14 protein-coding genes and 1 other annotated feature are annotated in these 16,202 nt (G+C 38.9%); all 14 genes read right to left on the bottom strand.

Annotation, left to right across the window (positions count from 1 at the left end):
* Window positions 1-13: 13 nt before the first annotated feature.
* Complete coding sequence (locus tag ATZ99_RS11455; protein WP_068749386.1) at window positions 14-1,102, bottom strand: Glu/Leu/Phe/Val dehydrogenase dimerization domain-containing protein; 1,089 nt, start codon at window positions 1,100-1,102, stop codon at window positions 14-16.
* Between the two features lie 212 nt (window positions 1,103-1,314).
* On the bottom strand, window positions 1,315-2,703 hold the full coding sequence (locus ATZ99_RS11450; protein WP_068749371.1) for a sigma-54 interaction domain-containing protein: 1,389 nt from the start codon (window positions 2,701-2,703) through the stop codon (window positions 1,315-1,317).
* 51 nt (window positions 2,704-2,754) lie between these two features.
* Window positions 2,755-4,050, bottom strand: coding sequence for a phenylacetate--CoA ligase family protein (locus ATZ99_RS11445; protein WP_068749370.1), 1,296 nt, complete (start codon window positions 4,048-4,050; stop codon window positions 2,755-2,757).
* A gap of 73 nt (window positions 4,051-4,123) precedes the next feature.
* Window positions 4,124-4,342 (bottom strand) — a binding site (T-box leader).
* Between the two features lie 54 nt (window positions 4,343-4,396).
* On the bottom strand, window positions 4,397-5,194 hold the full coding sequence (locus tag ATZ99_RS11440) for an IclR family transcriptional regulator (RefSeq protein WP_068749369.1): 798 nt from the start codon (window positions 5,192-5,194) through the stop codon (window positions 4,397-4,399).
* An 8-nt stretch (window positions 5,195-5,202) separates the two neighbouring features.
* Window positions 5,203-7,053 (bottom strand): aldehyde ferredoxin oxidoreductase family protein, encoded by a 1,851-nt coding sequence (locus ATZ99_RS11435; RefSeq protein WP_068749368.1) that lies wholly within the window; start codon window positions 7,051-7,053, stop codon window positions 5,203-5,205.
* A 13-nt stretch (window positions 7,054-7,066) separates the two neighbouring features.
* Window positions 7,067-7,609 (bottom strand): ketopantoate reductase family protein, encoded by a 543-nt coding sequence (locus ATZ99_RS12055; protein WP_222927126.1) that lies wholly within the window; start codon window positions 7,607-7,609, stop codon window positions 7,067-7,069.
* Window positions 7,548-8,003 carry a ketopantoate reductase family protein gene (locus ATZ99_RS12050; RefSeq protein WP_222927125.1) on the bottom strand — a complete coding sequence of 152 codons (456 nt, stop codon included), beginning with the start codon at window positions 8,001-8,003 and terminating at the stop codon, window positions 7,548-7,550. The genes ATZ99_RS12055 and ATZ99_RS12050 overlap by 62 nt, the downstream gene beginning before the upstream one ends.
* Window positions 8,004-8,019: 16 nt before the next feature.
* The gene (locus ATZ99_RS11425; RefSeq protein ID WP_068749367.1) at window positions 8,020-9,000 is read right to left on the bottom strand and encodes a P1 family peptidase; all 981 of its coding nucleotides are present in this window, start codon (window positions 8,998-9,000) and stop codon (window positions 8,020-8,022) included.
* Between the two features lie 208 nt (window positions 9,001-9,208).
* Window positions 9,209-10,840, bottom strand: a complete 1,632-nt coding sequence (locus ATZ99_RS11420) for an OPT/YSL family transporter (RefSeq protein ID WP_222927124.1) — start codon at window positions 10,838-10,840, stop codon at window positions 9,209-9,211.
* A 15-nt stretch (window positions 10,841-10,855) separates the two neighbouring features.
* Complete coding sequence (gene panB / locus ATZ99_RS11415) at window positions 10,856-11,689, bottom strand: 3-methyl-2-oxobutanoate hydroxymethyltransferase (protein WP_068749366.1); 834 nt, start codon at window positions 11,687-11,689, stop codon at window positions 10,856-10,858.
* A 38-nt stretch (window positions 11,690-11,727) separates the two neighbouring features.
* Window positions 11,728-13,014: an aspartate aminotransferase family protein gene (locus ATZ99_RS11410; RefSeq protein ID WP_068749365.1), complete on the bottom strand. Its 1,287-nt coding sequence runs from the start codon at window positions 13,012-13,014 to the stop codon at window positions 11,728-11,730.
* A gap of 15 nt (window positions 13,015-13,029) precedes the next feature.
* The gene (locus ATZ99_RS11405) at window positions 13,030-14,256 is read right to left on the bottom strand and encodes a M20 family metallopeptidase (RefSeq protein WP_222927123.1); all 1,227 of its coding nucleotides are present in this window, start codon (window positions 14,254-14,256) and stop codon (window positions 13,030-13,032) included.
* A gap of 28 nt (window positions 14,257-14,284) precedes the next feature.
* Complete coding sequence (gene panF / locus ATZ99_RS11400; protein WP_068749364.1) at window positions 14,285-15,772, bottom strand: sodium/pantothenate symporter; 1,488 nt, start codon at window positions 15,770-15,772, stop codon at window positions 14,285-14,287.
* Complete coding sequence (locus ATZ99_RS11395) at window positions 15,769-16,068, bottom strand: YhdT family protein (protein WP_068749363.1); 300 nt, start codon at window positions 16,066-16,068, stop codon at window positions 15,769-15,771. Before ATZ99_RS11395 ends, panF begins: the two co-directional genes overlap by 4 nt.
* Window positions 16,069-16,202 lie beyond the last annotated feature (134 nt).

The raw sequence follows: 16,202 nt of genomic DNA, 5'->3' as shown, positions 1-16,202 counted from the left end.
ATTACAATGGTTTTTATTTTGGAATATAATTTGTTTTCATTTTGCCAATAGTATTTATCCTATCCTCCGCAAGCCTATCAGCCACTTTATAGGTGGGGGTATTTTCTTCTCTGCTTATCGTAAAGATTTTTAATAAAATATTGTATATAGCTTCGGTCTTTTTCATTACCCTTTCCTTTCTTTTTTCTTTATTTTTCCCTTCTAATTCATCCGCTACCTGTATAAGTCCTCCCGCGTTTATAACGTAATCAGGAGCATATAAAATTCCCATTTCATGAAGCATATCCCCGTGCTTTTCCTCCAATAACTGGTTGTTGGCGGCCCCGGCAATAATCTTGCACTTTAACTTTTTTATCGTCTCATCGTTTATTATTCCACCCCGGGCACAGGGTGAAAAAATATCGCAATCTACTTCGTAAATATCTTCTGCAGAAACAGCCTTTATAAAGGGGTATTTTTGCAGCAACTTTGTAACATTTTCTTCGCTAATATCCGTAACAGTTATATCTTTTACTCCTTCATTTACGAGAAAATCTACAAGTATAGAACCTACTTTACCGATTCCCTGAATCGCGATTTTTCTTCCTATCAAAGAGTCGTCATTATAAATTGCTTTGCAGGCAGCTTTCATACCCATATAAACACCGTAGGCTGTGGGTTCAGCTGAATTTCCGCTTCCGCCGTATTCCTCTGGCAGACCTACCATATAATCCGATTCCCTGCTGGCATAGACAAAATCCATCCCTGTTGTGCCAAGATCCGTGCCGGTGAAATAACGCCCTTTCAGCATCTGCACAAACCTTCCCAGAGCTCTAAAAAGCCCTTCGGATTTATCTTTTTTGGGATCTCCTATTATAACCGTCTTTCCTCCGCCAAAATCCGTATCGGCAATGGCACATTTATATGTCATTCCTTTTGCAAGCCTCATGGCGTCAAAAAGAGCTTCGTCTTCAGTCTCATAAGGCCACATGCGGCAACCGCCGAGAGCGGGACCCAGGGTGGTATCATGAATAGCTATTATCGCTTTAAGCCCGGTGGTTTTGTCATAATTGAAAATAATCTGCTCAAACCCGTGTTTTTCCATTTCTTTAAATATATCCATTTTCACTTTTTATTCCTCCATTATTCTTTAAGTTTCGATTTATAAATAATTTAAAGCAATAATTGTGCCACAAGTAAGAATAAGGTAAAAAAGACAAAAGGTTTTGATAATGAATATTTTATTATGCATTTTATGTATACTTATATTTACTTTTTATTCGCCCGGTTAAACACACAAAAAAGGGAACAAAAAATGTATAATTTTGTTCCCTTTTAATTCGCCTTTTCTTCAATTTTTAAATAAAGCGACCTGCGGGTAATCCCGAGTTCCCTTGCTATATCCACTTTCTTTTTTTTACCTTTAAGGTAATAATCAAAGACCTTTTTCTCAAATTCTTTTTTAATTTCCTTCCATTTTTTATTCTTTATATTTATGGAAATCACGCCATCTTCTTCTTTATTTTTCTCCTCTTTCAAAATATTGATGGGCGGAATGTGTTCCTTTTTTATTTCCTTTTCCGAAATATCCATATTTATCATTGCTCTGCTGATGACATTTTCCAATTCTCTGACATTTCCCGGCCAATCATAGGAATATAAAAGTTTCAGTGCCTCATCGGATATGTTATTTACGCCCCTGCCGTATTTTTGATTCAGCTTTTTTAAAATATGACGGCAAAGGAGGGGTATATCTTCTTTTCTTTCCCTTAGGGGCGGTATTTTAATCGATAATACATCCAACCGGTAAAATAAGTCCTTCCTGAAGTTACCCGCTTTTACTTCTTCCTCTAAATCCCTGTTGGTTGCAGCTATAACCCTTACGTCTACCTTTCTTGGTACCGTAGCCCCTACCCTTATTACTTCCTGTTCCTGTAAAACTCTTAATAATTTTGCCTGGGCTGGCATGGAAAGCTCGCTTACTTCATCGAGAAATATGGTGCCGCCGTCAGCTTCTTCAAAATAACCTTTTTTACCCTTTTTAAGGGAGCCGGTAAAAGCTCCTCCTTCATATCCAAAAAGTTCACTTTCTAAAAGATCCTTATTAATAGCAGCACAGTTTACCCTTACAAAAGGCCCCTGGGACCTTTTGCTGAGGTTGTGTATAGCATGGGCAAAGAGTTCCTTCCCCGTACCGCTTTCCCCGGAAATCAATACCGTAGCAAAAAATTCTGCACAGGCTTTTGCCCTTTCTTTTGCTTTTATAATAGCTTCACTTTTTCCGACAATATCCTCAATGGTATAGGTGGGTTGAAGGTTCTTAAGAAGCTGGTTTTTTTGCTCCAATTCCCTGGAAAGTCTTTTTATTTCGGAAATATCGTGCATAACACCGACGCTGCCCACCAGTTCTCCATCGAAAAATATTGGGGTGGCACTGCAAAGAACTTCCTTTTTTTCCGGCCCTACCCTCCTGAGTTCATTCAGGATAGGACGCTTTTCTTTCAAAGATTTCATTAAAATACTTTCCTTTTCCGCAATATCTATATTGGCAGGTTTCCCCAGTACATCCTCTTGAGAAAGTCCGCTGATTTCGGTATAAGCCCGGTTTACCATCACGCATAATCCCTTCTCATCCGTTACCATTACAGCGTCAGGTATAAGGGAAATAATTGTTTTTAATAACTGAGCCACATGTTCCGAATTTCCATTTAATTTTACCGTCATTTTATCACCCGTATACAATTTTATACTTTTTTATATTAATTGTATATACTTTTATTTGTTTCGTAAATCCTTAACCCTTTTTGCTTTTCCCTCAAATCTGGCAAGGCTTTTGGGTTCTACCAGTTTCACATTTGCATCGATCTGAATAACCGAGCGCAATTTATTTTTAATAAGATTTCTTAATTCTTCCAGCTTATGGTATTCATCCAAAACTTCCGGGTCTGCCAGTTCCACATTTACCGTCAATTCATCCAAATATCCTTTTTTGGTAACTACTATCTCATAATGGGGACCTATGCCCTTTATGCTCATAAGAACGCTTTCAATCTGGGAGGGATATACGTTCACACCCCTTATAATAAGCATGTCATCGGTTCTTCCTTCTACAGAGCTCATTTTTACCAGCGTCCTGCCGCACTTGCAGGGCTCCGGATTTAAGCTCGTTATATCCCTTGTTCTATACCTCAGCAGGGGTATTGCCTCTTTGGTAAGGGTGGTGATGACCAGTTCTCCTTTTTGTCCGTATTCCAGCACCTTCCCGGTATTGGGGTCAATCACTTCCACCAGAAAATGATCCTCGGCAATGTGAAGACCATCTTTTTCTTCACATTCTCCAGACACCCCCGGCCCTATTATTTCGCTCAGTCCGTAATTCTCGGTAGCGTTTATTCCAAAGAGGCGTTCAATTTCCTTCCTCATCTCTTTTGTGGAACCTTCGGCTCCAAAAAGGCCAAGCCTTAATTTTAAATCTTCCTTCTTAACGCCCATCTCCATCGCCACTTCCGCCATATACAGGGCATAAGAAGGCGTACTTACGAGAACGGTGGAGCCAAAGTCCTTCATGATTGTAATTTGCCTTTCCGTATTCCCGCTGGAGATGGGGACTACCGTTGCTCCTATTTTCTCCAGTCCGTAATGCAGGCCAAAAGCTCCGGTAAAAAGCCCATAACTGAAAGCAATCTGCGCTACATCCTCTTCCCTGACTCCCGCCATAAATGCGACCCTTGCTACCAGCTCCGACCAGATATTCAAGTCCCTTTTTGTATATCCCACCACCGTAGGCCTGCCGGTTGTCCCCGAGGATGCATGAAGCCTTACCACCTTTTTAAGCGGTACTGCAAACATACCATAGGGATAGCTATCTCTTAAATCCTCTTTAGTAGTAAAGGGAATTTTCTCTATATCCTTCACAGTTTTTATATGTTCCGGCTTTAATCCGATTTTGTCAAAGGTTTTTTTGTAAAAGGGTACATTTTCATAAGCGTAATTAACTATTTTTTTTAGCCGTTCAAGCTGCAATTCTTCCAATTTTTTTCTCGGCATAGATTCAATCTCTTTAAAAAGCATTCTTAATATCCCCCTCGCTGATCGTTTAGTTTTATCTAAAATATAATTTTTTCCGTATAAAAAAACTCGCCCCAAAAGGGGCGAGTTTTCTCGCGGTACCACCCTACTTGATTCATCCCGGTAAAACCGGAATAAATCCCCTCCTGTTCCTTTAACGCGGAAAACGGCCCGGCCTACTTATTTTCAGCCTGCGGTTACGGGAATGTACTTCATCCGGAAACCTGCCGGCTCGCACCCACCGCCGGCTCTCTTATAAGGTATTACGGACTACTCTTTCCCTCATTACCTTTATCCGATTAAATTATTACTTTATAAAATCATTCAAATGTTATTAATAATTTTAATGCTATCGATTCTTATTTGTCAAGGGGGGTTTAGAAAAACTCCAGAGCTCTTTTGAAAATTTTTGAGCTGTCTCCTTTACCAGAGAAGCAAAATAGTCTAAGTCCTTTTTCCCTTCTTCGATTCTATACTTTGGTATAGCAATGCTCATGGCTGCAATTGGTTCTCCCTGCTTATTAATAATAGGTGAAGCAACGCATATTAAACCTTGCACATATTCTTCATTATCTACACTGTATCCTTGTTCTCTAATTTTTCTCAATTCTCGCATTAATTTACTCAAATCGGTAATAGTATTTGGAGTAAATTCTTTCAGGGGTTCGCTTTTTAAAAGCTCCAGAACCTTTTGCTCGCTCATATAAGCCAGTATAGCTTTACCCAAACCTGTACAATAGCACGGGAGCTTTTTACCAATTTCCAATGCTACTTTTATAGTTTCACTGCTTTCAATTTTATCAATGTACATTACATATTTTCCATCTAGAATTGCTAGATTTACCGTTTCATGGCTTTTTTCAGCAAGCTCTTCCAAATAAGGCTGTGCCTGACGTCTTAATCCCAACCTTTCAATTGTCCTATTACCTAATTCAAACAGTTTGAAACTATTAGAATATCTCCGGTCTTTATCGTTTTGAATTACATACCCTTTTTCTTTTAAGGTTGTTATTAATCGGTGGACGGTGGTTTTTTCTAACTCAAGTTTTGTACTTATCTCTTTAATGCTGAGTTCTCCTTCTACATTAAGAAGCTCAATTATCTCAAGGGCTTTTATTACCGACTTTACTAAATTTTTATTTTCCATATTTCCTCCTACAATAAATAATCGAGTTTTAATTCAGCTAGCTTTTCCCTGGTGGGCACCCCTTCTTCAGACCACCCCCTAAGTCTATAGTACTCCACCATCATCTTGTTGATATAAGGTATTACTCCTGCCGTCCTACCGGTTTTCTTGTCATGTACACCAAGCCTTGGTGGCAAGTAATCGTCTTTCCTTGTAACCCCCAGCTTAAAATTAAACATCCTTTTTAAATTGTAGTTCCTTTCTCCTATTTTTATAAGTAGACTTTCATCGAATGATTGACCGCTAACACAAGATATCCAATCAGCTATAATATTCGGACCCACTTTACCCCTTATTAAAAATTTACATAAACCTGAGGCATTAAAAATTTCCATATAGTTTTGCATTAAAACGGCAATCTCAGCTTTGTTTTCTGCACCGTGAAAGTCGTACTCTTTTTGAAATCCTAAAGATGATAATGGAAATACTCCTTGTTCCGCCATATAGCTCAAAGCTTCTAAATGACATGCTCCTCGGTTGGCAGTAGCGTAGTTTACCGCCATTGAAGTAAAAGCCCTCGGATCATGGTAAGCACATTCCAATCCTTTAGTTTCCACAGCAAATTCCTTTGCTAGCCCTCCTATTTCATTTGATGCGCGTTTTACCCCTTGGCCTAAAAACTTCCCAAAACCAATGTTTTGCCCTATAAGCTCTACAAGTTTTATAATAACATCCCCATTTCCCCAATTCAATTCCAATCCACCAGTATCTTCTTTACTTATTAGCCCATTTTCGTAGCATTCCATCGCCCAAGCAATCACAGATGATGTTGATATAGTATCAAGACCATACCTATTGCATAGGTCATTAGCTGCTATTATTACGTTTATATCATCGTTTAAAAGATTTGCCCCAAAGCCGGCGCAGGTCTCATACTCAGGCCCATGAGCTATCATTTCTTTGTAGGGACCTATGAAAACTTTTACATCTTTTCCGCACCTTATAGGACATGCAAAGCACCCGTAATGACCTGCAAATGCAGTTTTTGCTATATACTGTCCGCAGGTCTTTGAAGCTCCTTCCTCCCATGTCCCGAGAGACCAGTTCTTTATTGGGAGGTCTCCAAACGCTTCCACCGCTTGAACTCCTCCCGCCGTTCCAAATTGACCCAGCATTTTTGTATTATTTTTAATAGTCTCTATAACTGCAGTCATATTTTTCATTAATTTTTCTTTATCAGCCACATTTGGCTTTTTCGTTCCTTTTACAGCAATAGCTTTTATATTTTTCGAACCCATTACCGCTCCGATTCCTATCCTTCCTGCAGCCCTGGCTTCCACTCCACCAACCATAATAGAAGATATTAATACCATCTTTTCTCCAGCGGGTCCAATGGCTGCTACTTGAAATTTTTTCCCTTCTTTTTCCCTTATTATTTCTGTTGTCCTGTATGTATCAGCCCCCCATAAATAACAGCCATCTTTAATTTCGATATTTTCGTCTTCTATCACGATGTAAACAGGGCTTTGAGATTTTCCTCTAAGTATTATCCCATCATAACCCGCCTTTTTCAACTCTGCTCCGAAGTACCCTCCCACTGTAGACTCTCCCCAGTATCCAGTAAGGGGAGATTTTGCACAAACGCTCAATTTACAGCTGGTAGGTACAGGTGTACCCGTGAGCATACCTGTTATAAAAATAAGTACATTATTGCTATCCAAAGGGTCAGCATTATAAACTTTTTCCTCATACATCAGCCTTGCTGCTAACCCCGACCCGCCAAGATGCTCAACCCAAAGATATTGCGGTATTTCTTTCACATTTATTACCTTTTCACTTAAGTCAACTTCAATTACTTTGCCCCAACATCCATATAACATAAATTTTACCTCCTTATAATAAAACCCTATTGTCATAAGTCTCTTCGATTGTCAAAACAAGGTTTGTAAGCACTCTATTTACAGGAGTAGGAATACCTAAAATTTCCCCTTCTTTCACAACTGCCCCATTAATTACCTCGATTTCCGTCTTTCTTTTTTTAATAATATCTTGAAGCATTGAAGATATATTTTCTTTTGTGAGTTTGCAAACCTCCTTTACCTTTTCTACTGGATCTACGTAAACAATTTTTATACCTTTGGCTTTTGCTACTTCTACAGCTTCATAAACAGCCATCTTCATTATTTCCTCAGAAGCAGGATGGTTAATTATTTCTCCGTTTTTTACTCCGGTTATTGCAGTAATAGCATTTATTCCGACGTTAATTAATAATTTGCTCCATATAATACTCATTATATCATCCTTTATACTGCATTTTATTCCCACTTTATTGAAAAGTTCTTCTATAGTTTTAAGCCTTTCCGTAATTCTCCCGTCAATTTCGCCTATTAAAGTATCTCCTTCCCCTGCATGCTTTATATGTCCAGGCCCTATCATTGTAGACCCCTGGGATGTTACTCCTGCTTATTACCCTTTTTTCTCCTACCACTTTTTGCAATTTTTCTACATTCCCCAGTCCGTTCTGCAGGGTAATAACAACCGTCTTTTCCCCGATCAAAGAAATAGAGTTTTTTATTGCTTCCTCCGTCTGTGTAGACTTTACAAAAACGATTACCAAATCTACCTCCCCAATATCTTTTGAAGAAGTGGTCGCTTTAATATTTGTAATCTTTTTTTCACCTTTAATTCCTTCTATGAAAAGCCCTTTTTCATTTATAACCTTCACATTTTCTTCCCATACATCCAATAGCCATACATCATTCTCTCCCTGTGCTAATAACCCGCCAAATAGGCAACCCATTGCTCCCGCTCCCAACACGGCAATTTTCATTTTTAGTCACCTCACCTCATCCCATTTTTATGTCATTATAAGACTTTAAGCCCCCTATTCCTCTTGCGTTTATAACTGCGTTTATCACAGCTTGAGCCATTACCTCACAAGCTAAGCTTCCAACAAGGTTTATATCTGCCTTCAAATCAGCAGTAGAAAGGGCATATATGGTATCCCCATCATACATGGTATGGCAGGGCCTTATAGTTTTAGCCAAACCGTTATGAGCCATAGATGCAACCTTTTTTGCTTCAGCTTTTGTCAGCCTAGCATTTGTTGCCACAACACCTATGGTAGTATTTCCTATAAACACGTTTTTGCCTTCCTCTTGTATATCAAGTTTTTCCATTATTTTTAATGTATCCGCAAACTCCTTTAAATCATCTTTTAATGCACCGGCGAGTATCTCTCCGTTTCCGGGGTCAACAACATCTCCTAAGGCATTTACGGCAACTATTGCCCCTACCACCAGATTCCCTACCTTTTTTGCATAAGTGCCAAGTCCGCTTTTCATGCAGTTTTTCATTCCAAGTATTTTCCCTACCGTTGCCCCTGTCCCCGCTCCTACATTCCCCTGCTCAACATATTCATCGGTAGCTTTTTCACAGGCCTTATACCCCATCCCCTTATCAGGCCTTACTTTATAATTTCCAACCGTAAGGTCAAACAAGACGGATGCAGGCACAATGGGTACATGAGTCACCCCCACATCAAATCCGAGACCCTTTTCCTCTAAATACTCCATTACTCCCGATGCACCATCCAGGCCGAAAGCACTTCCGCCCGCCAGGAACACCGCATGGACTTTATCCACGAGGTTTTCAGGCCTTAAAAGATCGGTTTCCCTGCTTCCCGGCGCTCCTCCTCTTACATCAACTCCACAAACGGCTCCTCTTTCACATAATATAACCGTACAGCCCGTCAGCGCTTCCAAATCACTCACTTGCCCTACCTTTATACCCGGCACTTCTAATATGGTATTTTCTCTTGTTTTCATTAAACCACCTTCCTCGTATTGTGTATTCCACCTTACTTTTATTACCAATCAATTTTTATCAATAATTATTAATTATTTTTTAATTATCTTATTATTATTAGTCTTTTTTTTTTATGTAATATATTAAATGTTTCAATAAAAAGGTGTCAAGGTTTAAAAATAACTATAATCCTCCTTGACACCTTTTTATTTTTTATTTTTTTATTTATCACGCAGCGGTCATAACCTTGATAATAGCAAGTAAAACTCCCGTAACCCCTTCTCCTCCTAAAAACCCTGAAGAAATTAATGTCCCGTTTTCGTTAGAATTCGGATATTTTTTATCCATTACAAACCTTACAATTCCTCCTAACCCTGCAGTGGTCGATATAACCATTGGAAGGTACATACCTATACCGACTGTCATACCAGGAATCTTAATAAAATATAATATAGCACCTAATATAAGCCCTGCTATAAATGCTGCAGGATTGGGGAGCCCCTTTACCATCGTGGAAACTGCATATGCTTGAGGTGCCACTAGCTCGGTTCCGGGACCCATAGAACCATAAGCATTATGCATTATAAACAGCACAACTACTGATACAAAAGCTCCAATTAACCCTCCTATACCTTCCGAAATCAACTGAGCCCTCGGTTCAGTCTTTAATAAATATCCTGCTTTGAAATCCTGCAAGGCATCACCTGCAAGCCCGCAGGCAACTGCAACAACAGCAGCAATTAAAAAAGATTCTATAAAACCGAGTTTTACAAAAATCTTTATAAAAAGCAATACAAGTATACCGAATATTTCCATCGGGTTAATTCCCGTTTGACCTGTAATGGTAGCTGCCATTGCAACGGTTACCCATACACCTATTATAGTTAGTATACTCGATATAAGGCTCATTTCTGTTAAAAAGGTCAATATCAATGCTGCCAAAGCAAAAACAAAAGGTGCCCATCTCATATTTATTTCGCCTTTTTCGACCTCGCCTTTGATCATAGGAGCAAAAATTTCCTTAGCCTTAGGTAAAACTCCTTTAATAAGTACACCTATACCGGAACCTACTATTAAGCCGATTCCCATGCTATTTTTAAAGGCAGTAGCAGCATCTACATTTGGAAAAACGCCAAAAGATACTCCCATCGGAATTATTAAAAAGTAACTTAAAACAGCTCCCAAAAACCAAGTTCCCATATAGAGAGGCCCTATTATATACCCTATCCCGGCAGCCATCGGAGAAAGCCAGGCACCAAAAAATATATTTTTCGCAAAAAGCGATTGGGAAGTCAATGCTGCAGGAACGATTCCGAATTGATCCCTTAAAGCTGTAAAAATAGCTGCAAAGCCGAGAGAAGAGAATAAATACCTTCCTTTTTTGCCACCCTCATCCCCGGCTATTAATGTCTGCGAAGCAGCAATTCCCATTGGGAAGGGAAGTTTTTCTCCTTCGATAAAGTGTTTCCTTATAAGCCCTGTAAATATCAGCCCCAAAACAGTTCCACATAAAGTAACAACTACCAATGTGAAAAAACTGACTTTAGCATCCGGATTAACCATCCATATTCCGGGTATTGTAAATGCTAATCCTCCAGCAACAAGTCCTCCCGCTGACATAGCTGTATGAGTTACATTTATCTCATTAATATTAGTTTTACCTATGGCTTTCAAAATGGTTAACGACAGTATAGCAACAAAAATTGTAGGCCATGGCAAAGCACCCATTCGAAGAGCGACATAGGTGGAACTTGCTGTTATTACGACAGAGCCAAGAGCTCCTAAAATTATAGACCTTAAAGTAAGTTGATCTTTAAAAGTCTCAGCATATTTTATTTTGCTTTCATTTTCTTTTTCCAATCAATAACACCTTCCTCAGTAAAGTCTTTTAAGTTCTTCTTCATATACTCCTTTAAAAACAAACTCATCGCTCGGAAATTTTCCTTCTTTTACCTCATTTTTAAATTCTTGCAGAGCCTTCAAAACTTCTTCTCCTAAATTAGCATATCTTTTTACAAACTTGGGTAGAAATTTTTCAAAGAGTCCTACCATGTCATGAAACACCAGTACCTGACCGTCGCAATATTTACCTGCTCCTATTCCTATCGTAGGAATTTTCACTTTTTCCGTTATTAACTTCCCTAATTCTTCGGGCACACATTCAATCACCAAAGAAAAAGCTCCGGCTTCTTGAAGTACAAGAGCATCCTCCAATAAGGATTTAGCAGAATCCACAGTTTTCCCTTGAACCTTAAATCCACCTAATTTCGAAATAGTTTGTGGTGTAAGGCCAATATGACCCATAACGGGAATTCCGCCATCTACAATGGCTTTTACCTTATCCGCCACCTCCTTCCCGCCTTCCAACTTAACTACATCGCACCCCCCTTCTTTCATTAACCGAGTTGCATTGTAAACCGCTTGTTCAGGTGATTGATTATACGATCCAAAAGGCATGTCACCTACTATCATCGCATCGTGCGCTCCTCTAACTACCGGCTTAATATGGTGTATCATCTGTTCCATAGTTACGGAGACGGTAGAATCAAGTCCAAGCACCGTCATCGCAAGCGAATCACCTACTAATATCACTTCAATTCCTGCTTTATCAACAAAATATGCTGTGGAGTAGTCGTACGCTGTAGTCATGGTTATTTTTTCGCCTTTTTCTTTCATACTTTGCAACATTTGTATTGTCACCTTGGCCATTTTAATCTCCTCCCTTAATTTAAATATTTAAATTAATTTTAGTTTGCCTTTTCTATCTTTGAAATGTTTTCTTTTATTACATTAAAAGCATAATCCAACTGGTCCTTTGATATTATAAGAGGCGGCTGTATCCTTATTACATTGCCGTTAACGCCTCCTAATCCTACAAGGATGCCTTTTTCCCTGCAAAGATTTCTAAGCATATCTGCTTCTTCCGCTGCAGGAGTCTTTTTATCATCTTTAACTAATTCCAATCCAATCATCAACCCTTTGCCTCTGACATCACCGATTATTTTAAACTCTTGTTTTAGCTCAATAAGTTTTTCCATAAACCATTTTCCTTTTTCTACTACCTGAAAACATATGTCATTTTTTATAATAAAATCTATATTGGCAATTGCAGCAGCACAGGATACGGGATTACCTCCGAAGGTGCTCAAATGATCCCCGGGTTTAAAAGAATTTGCCACTTCCTCTCTTGCAATGAAAGCACCCAATGGGAACCCGTCTGCTATGCCTTTTGCCATCGTTAATTCATCGGGTTCTACATCGTAATATTCGATAGCAAATAATTTGCCCGTTCTTCCAAAGCCACTCTGTACTTCATCCGCAACAAAAAGGATTCCGTACCTATCCAATATTTCTTTAACTACTTTGAAATATTCCGGCGGAGGAACGATTATACCTCCTTCGCCCATCACCGGTTCTGCAAAAAAGGCCGCAACGTTTCCGCTGGTATGGAACCTTATTATATCTTCTAAAAATTTTGCACACCTCAGCTCGCAATTTGGATAAGAAAGCCCAAAAGAGCATCGATAGCAGTAGGGTGCAGGAGAAAATGCCGTTCCGGAAAGGTATGGACCCCCGCCTTTTTTCCGGGCCATATTTCCGGTAATGCTTAAAGTCCCTACGGACCTTCCGTGGAAAGAACATTGAAGCGCTATAAATTCATAGCGTCCTGTGAACTGTTTTGCTGCTCGCATTGCAGCTTCGTTTGCTTCCGCTCCACTATTTGCAAAAAAGGTCTTTTTTAGCCTTCCAGGAGTAATTTGCGCTAATTTTTCCGCCAAATCAGCTACGGGTTTTATGTAATAAACATAGGTACAAGCATGGACCAATTTTTCCATCTGCTCTTTTGCCGCTTTTAATACTTCTTCATTGCAATGACCGGCATTTACAACAGATATACCGGAAAAACAGTCTATATATTCCTTTCCATCTTCTGAATAAATAATCGCCCCTTTTGCCCGTTCAATTACAACAGGCTCTATTGCTTTTACCATGCTTGTGTTTACATATTCCTTATATTTCTCCACAGTATTCATCTTAAAATCCCCCTTTTAAAATTTTTCATATAAAAAATTTAATATACTTGCCGCATAAATTTTTGTTGTCTCAACTAACTGTTCTATACTAACGTACTCATCCCTCTGGTGTGGTATTTCTCTTTCTCCAGCTCCTATTACTACAACTGGTATACCCTTCCACGCACGTAAGAACGTACCATCGGTAGCACCCGGTACACCATTGTAAAAAGGCTCTCTTCCCGTAACTTTTGTGTAAGCCTTTTCTACAGCTTTGACTATTGGGTTGTTCCTTTCAGTGCTTACACATGGTCTTTTTTCTATGACCTCGTATTCGCAGTCAAAATTTTCTACTTCTTTTTTTAATTTGTTAAAAATTTCTTCTATTTGCCCTATAAGCACCTCTTCAACTTGACCGGGAACAGTCCGTAAATCGTAAGCAATTAGGCTGTCTTCAGGAACCACATTCAACTGCCCTTTTCCGTTTGAAGGTGACATAACTACAGTAGGAGTGATACTGGGATATCCTAAATACTGATGGCACCCCAATCTTTCTTTTTCCTTTTTTTCTAATTCTTTAAGCTTCAATATCACTTTTGCCATACCTATATTGGGATTTATACCTGCATAGGGCATACAACCGTGGGCCATTTTACCTTTTACCTTTACCAAAATTCTCATTGCTCCTTTTATATCAAGACATATGTTGTTATCCACAGGTTCACAAATAATTGCACCGTTAACGTCGTCTGCCCAGCCGCGTCTAATAAAATCCTTTATGCCTGTCATCATACCCTCTTCATCAACGGGGATGCAAAGGATTATCTTTCCGGGGAAAGAAATCCCTGAATCTTTTATCGCCTTAGCAGCAATTATTGAAGCAGCAAGATTACCTTTAGTATCGCACGCCCCTCTTCCATATATTTTCCCATCAAAAACTTCTCCTCCAAAAGGATTGTACTTCCATTTACTTTCATCCCCAGGCATAACTACGTCCGTATGCCCTTCCAATAGTACCGTCTTACCCGGCATATCGCCCTTTAAAACAGCTATTACATTGGGCCTTTTCGGTGCTACCTCTTCAATGTAAGTTTCAAATCCCATTTGTTTAAGTTTTTCGTATAAATGCTTGGCTACCCTTTCTTCATTCGCATTTTCATCCAATGGGTCATATACACTGGGTATCCTTATAAGTTCTTGTGTTAAAGACACCAATTCTTCTTCCTTTATAAGCCCTATTACCTTTTCTATTACATTGCTCAAATTAATCGCCTCCAATAACAATTTTCTATCACACAGACCAAAATTTCTTTATCGTATTCTCCTTAGGTGGTTTTGTTAAAAGGGATACCGTATAAAAAGCCACAAAACCTAAAAAAAGAGTTATAACTATCGGGTGCATACCGAAAGGCCTCGGCCAGTACTTGCTTATTATTATAAAACTTGCCACTCCTGTAATCATAGACGCTATTGCACCTTCTGCATTTGCTCGCTTCCAATAAAGACCGAGTATTATTAGCCAGAAGAATGTAGCTTCGAGACCTCCAAAAGCATATAGGTTAATCCAAATTATCAATGCAGGAGGTTTTATGGAAAGTAAAAGGATAATTAAACCGATTAAAGCAGTAGACAATATGCTCAAATTTACAATCTGCTTCTGTGTCGCCTTAGGGTTAATATAATTCAAATATAAATCCTTTACTATAGTGCTTGAAATCAATATCATCTGTGAATCTACGGTTGACATTATCGCTGCAAGAGGAGCAGCTAATAAAATTCCTGCCACCCATCTTGGGAGAAGTTTGATGGCCACAAGTGGTATAACAGTATCGCTGGACAAACCTTTAGGTATCTCTGGCAAAATTGCCTTTGACGCTGCACCTACAAGGTGAAGACCTAACATAAGCACTCCTACTACCACAGTCCCTATAATCATCGCATAATGCATAGCCTTTGAATTTTTATAAGCCATTGCCCTCAATGCATTTTGGGGAAGCCCTAAAATTCCGATACAAACCAGAACCCAAAATGAGGATATCCATGGAACTGAAATAAATTTTTTTACCCCAAAAGGTGTAATAAGTTCCGGATTTATTTTATAGAGCGTCTGCATAACGTTATAAACTCCACCGCCTTTAGAAAATACCATTAATAATAAAATAATGGTACCAAAAAACATTACCGTTCCCTGAACTGCATCCGTTAATACAACAGCCCTAAAACCACCGTAGGTGACGTATACAAGCACAACACCACCAAATAATATGAGCCCCCAAATGTAGGGCAAACCCGTTATAGTCTGGAATAATTTTGCCCCTCCTACAAACTGTGCGACTACCGCAACTATTAAAAATATAACAGCTCCCAAAGATGATAACCATACAACGGCAGGATTATTATCGTATCTTTCCCTTATAACGTCAATTAAGGTAACAGCCTTGACTTTTCTTGAAATAATAGCAAATCTTTTACCTAAAATCCCTAAGGTAACATATGCAGCGGGAAGCTGGGTCATTGCAAGCAAAACCCATCCCAAACCTTGATTATAAGCTGTCCCTGGCCCCCCCAAAAAGCTGGAAGCGCTCGTATATGTAGCGACCAACGTCATTGCAACCACAAAACCACCAAAATTCCTATTGCCTAAAAAATACTCGCTTAAGAAACCACCTTCCTTTTGTTTTGTTATCCTATTGCTGTAAAAACCAATATACAATACCAAAAATAGGTATATTATTAGGGGAACCCAGATTTGTATTAAAATGTCTTTACTGATATTCATTTATCATCACCTCCTAAGATTTCTTCATCCAAAGGATCAAGAGGTATATCTTTAAAGACAAAGGAAACAACCATAATAAGTAAAATGCTAAATACTATGAGGCTTGCTATGCAACTCAAAAAAAACCATGAAGGAAAACCTAAAATGTAAGAGTATTCATCTGGCGATTCAGAGCCCAAACCATAAGCAAAAGCAAACCACCAAATTATGTTAACAATAAGAAGAATAAATACTGCTAAAGTTTCTCTATTTGTCTGGACATACCTCGGATCATCTTTTAATTTACTATCCTTCATATTAATACCCCCTCGTATAATATGTTTTAGAAATTATCATAGAACCTTTTTAGGTTCTTGATAACCAGGTGTGCCTTTGCGAAAATTAATTTAGGTTGGTCTGGGGTCACTCTTAAATCCCCCTGTGGCCCGGT

This window comes from Thermovenabulum gondwanense (genome assembly GCF_001601575.1).
In the GTDB taxonomy this organism is placed as follows: domain Bacteria; phylum Bacillota; class Thermosediminibacteria; order Thermosediminibacterales; family Thermosediminibacteraceae; genus Thermovenabulum; species Thermovenabulum gondwanense.
This window is presented reverse-complemented; position numbering and strand designations above follow the sequence as displayed.

What these genes read in the sequence shown, in the direction of transcription:
- ATZ99_RS11455 (WP_068749386.1), bottom strand. Translation starts at nt 1,102, where the DNA reads ATGGATATATTTAAAGAAATGGAAAAACACGGGTTTGAGCAGATTATT.
- ATZ99_RS11450 (WP_068749371.1), bottom strand. Translation starts at nt 2,703, where the DNA reads ATGACGGTAAAATTAAATGGAAATTCGGAACATGTGGCTCAGTTATTA.
- ATZ99_RS11445 (WP_068749370.1), bottom strand. Translation starts at nt 4,050, where the DNA reads ATGCTTTTTAAAGAGATTGAATCTATGCCGAGAAAAAAATTGGAAGAA.
- ATZ99_RS11440 (WP_068749369.1), bottom strand. Translation starts at nt 5,194, where the DNA reads ATGGAAAATAAAAATTTAGTAAAGTCGGTAATAAAAGCCCTTGAGATA.
- ATZ99_RS11435 (WP_068749368.1), bottom strand. Translation starts at nt 7,053, where the DNA reads ATGTTATATGGATGTTGGGGCAAAGTAATTGAAGTTGACTTAAGTGAA.
- ATZ99_RS12055 (WP_222927126.1), bottom strand. Translation starts at nt 7,609, where the DNA reads ATGATAGGGCCTGGACATATAAAGCATGCAGGGGAAGGAGATACTTTA.
- ATZ99_RS12050 (WP_222927125.1), bottom strand. Translation starts at nt 8,003, where the DNA reads ATGAAAATTGCCGTGTTGGGAGCGGGAGCAATGGGTTGCCTATTTGGC.
- ATZ99_RS11425 (WP_068749367.1), bottom strand. Translation starts at nt 9,000, where the DNA reads ATGAAAACAAGAGAAAATACCATATTAGAAGTGCCGGGTATAAAGGTA.
- panB (WP_068749366.1), bottom strand. Translation starts at nt 11,689, where the DNA reads ATGGCCAAGGTGACAATACAAATGTTGCAAAGTATGAAAGAAAAAGGC.
- ATZ99_RS11410 (WP_068749365.1), bottom strand. Translation starts at nt 13,014, where the DNA reads ATGAATACTGTGGAGAAATATAAGGAATATGTAAACACAAGCATGGTA.
- panF (WP_068749364.1), bottom strand. Translation starts at nt 15,772, where the DNA reads ATGAATATCAGTAAAGACATTTTAATACAAATCTGGGTTCCCCTAATA.
- ATZ99_RS11395 (WP_068749363.1), bottom strand. Translation starts at nt 16,068, where the DNA reads ATGAAGGATAGTAAATTAAAAGATGATCCGAGGTATGTCCAGACAAAT.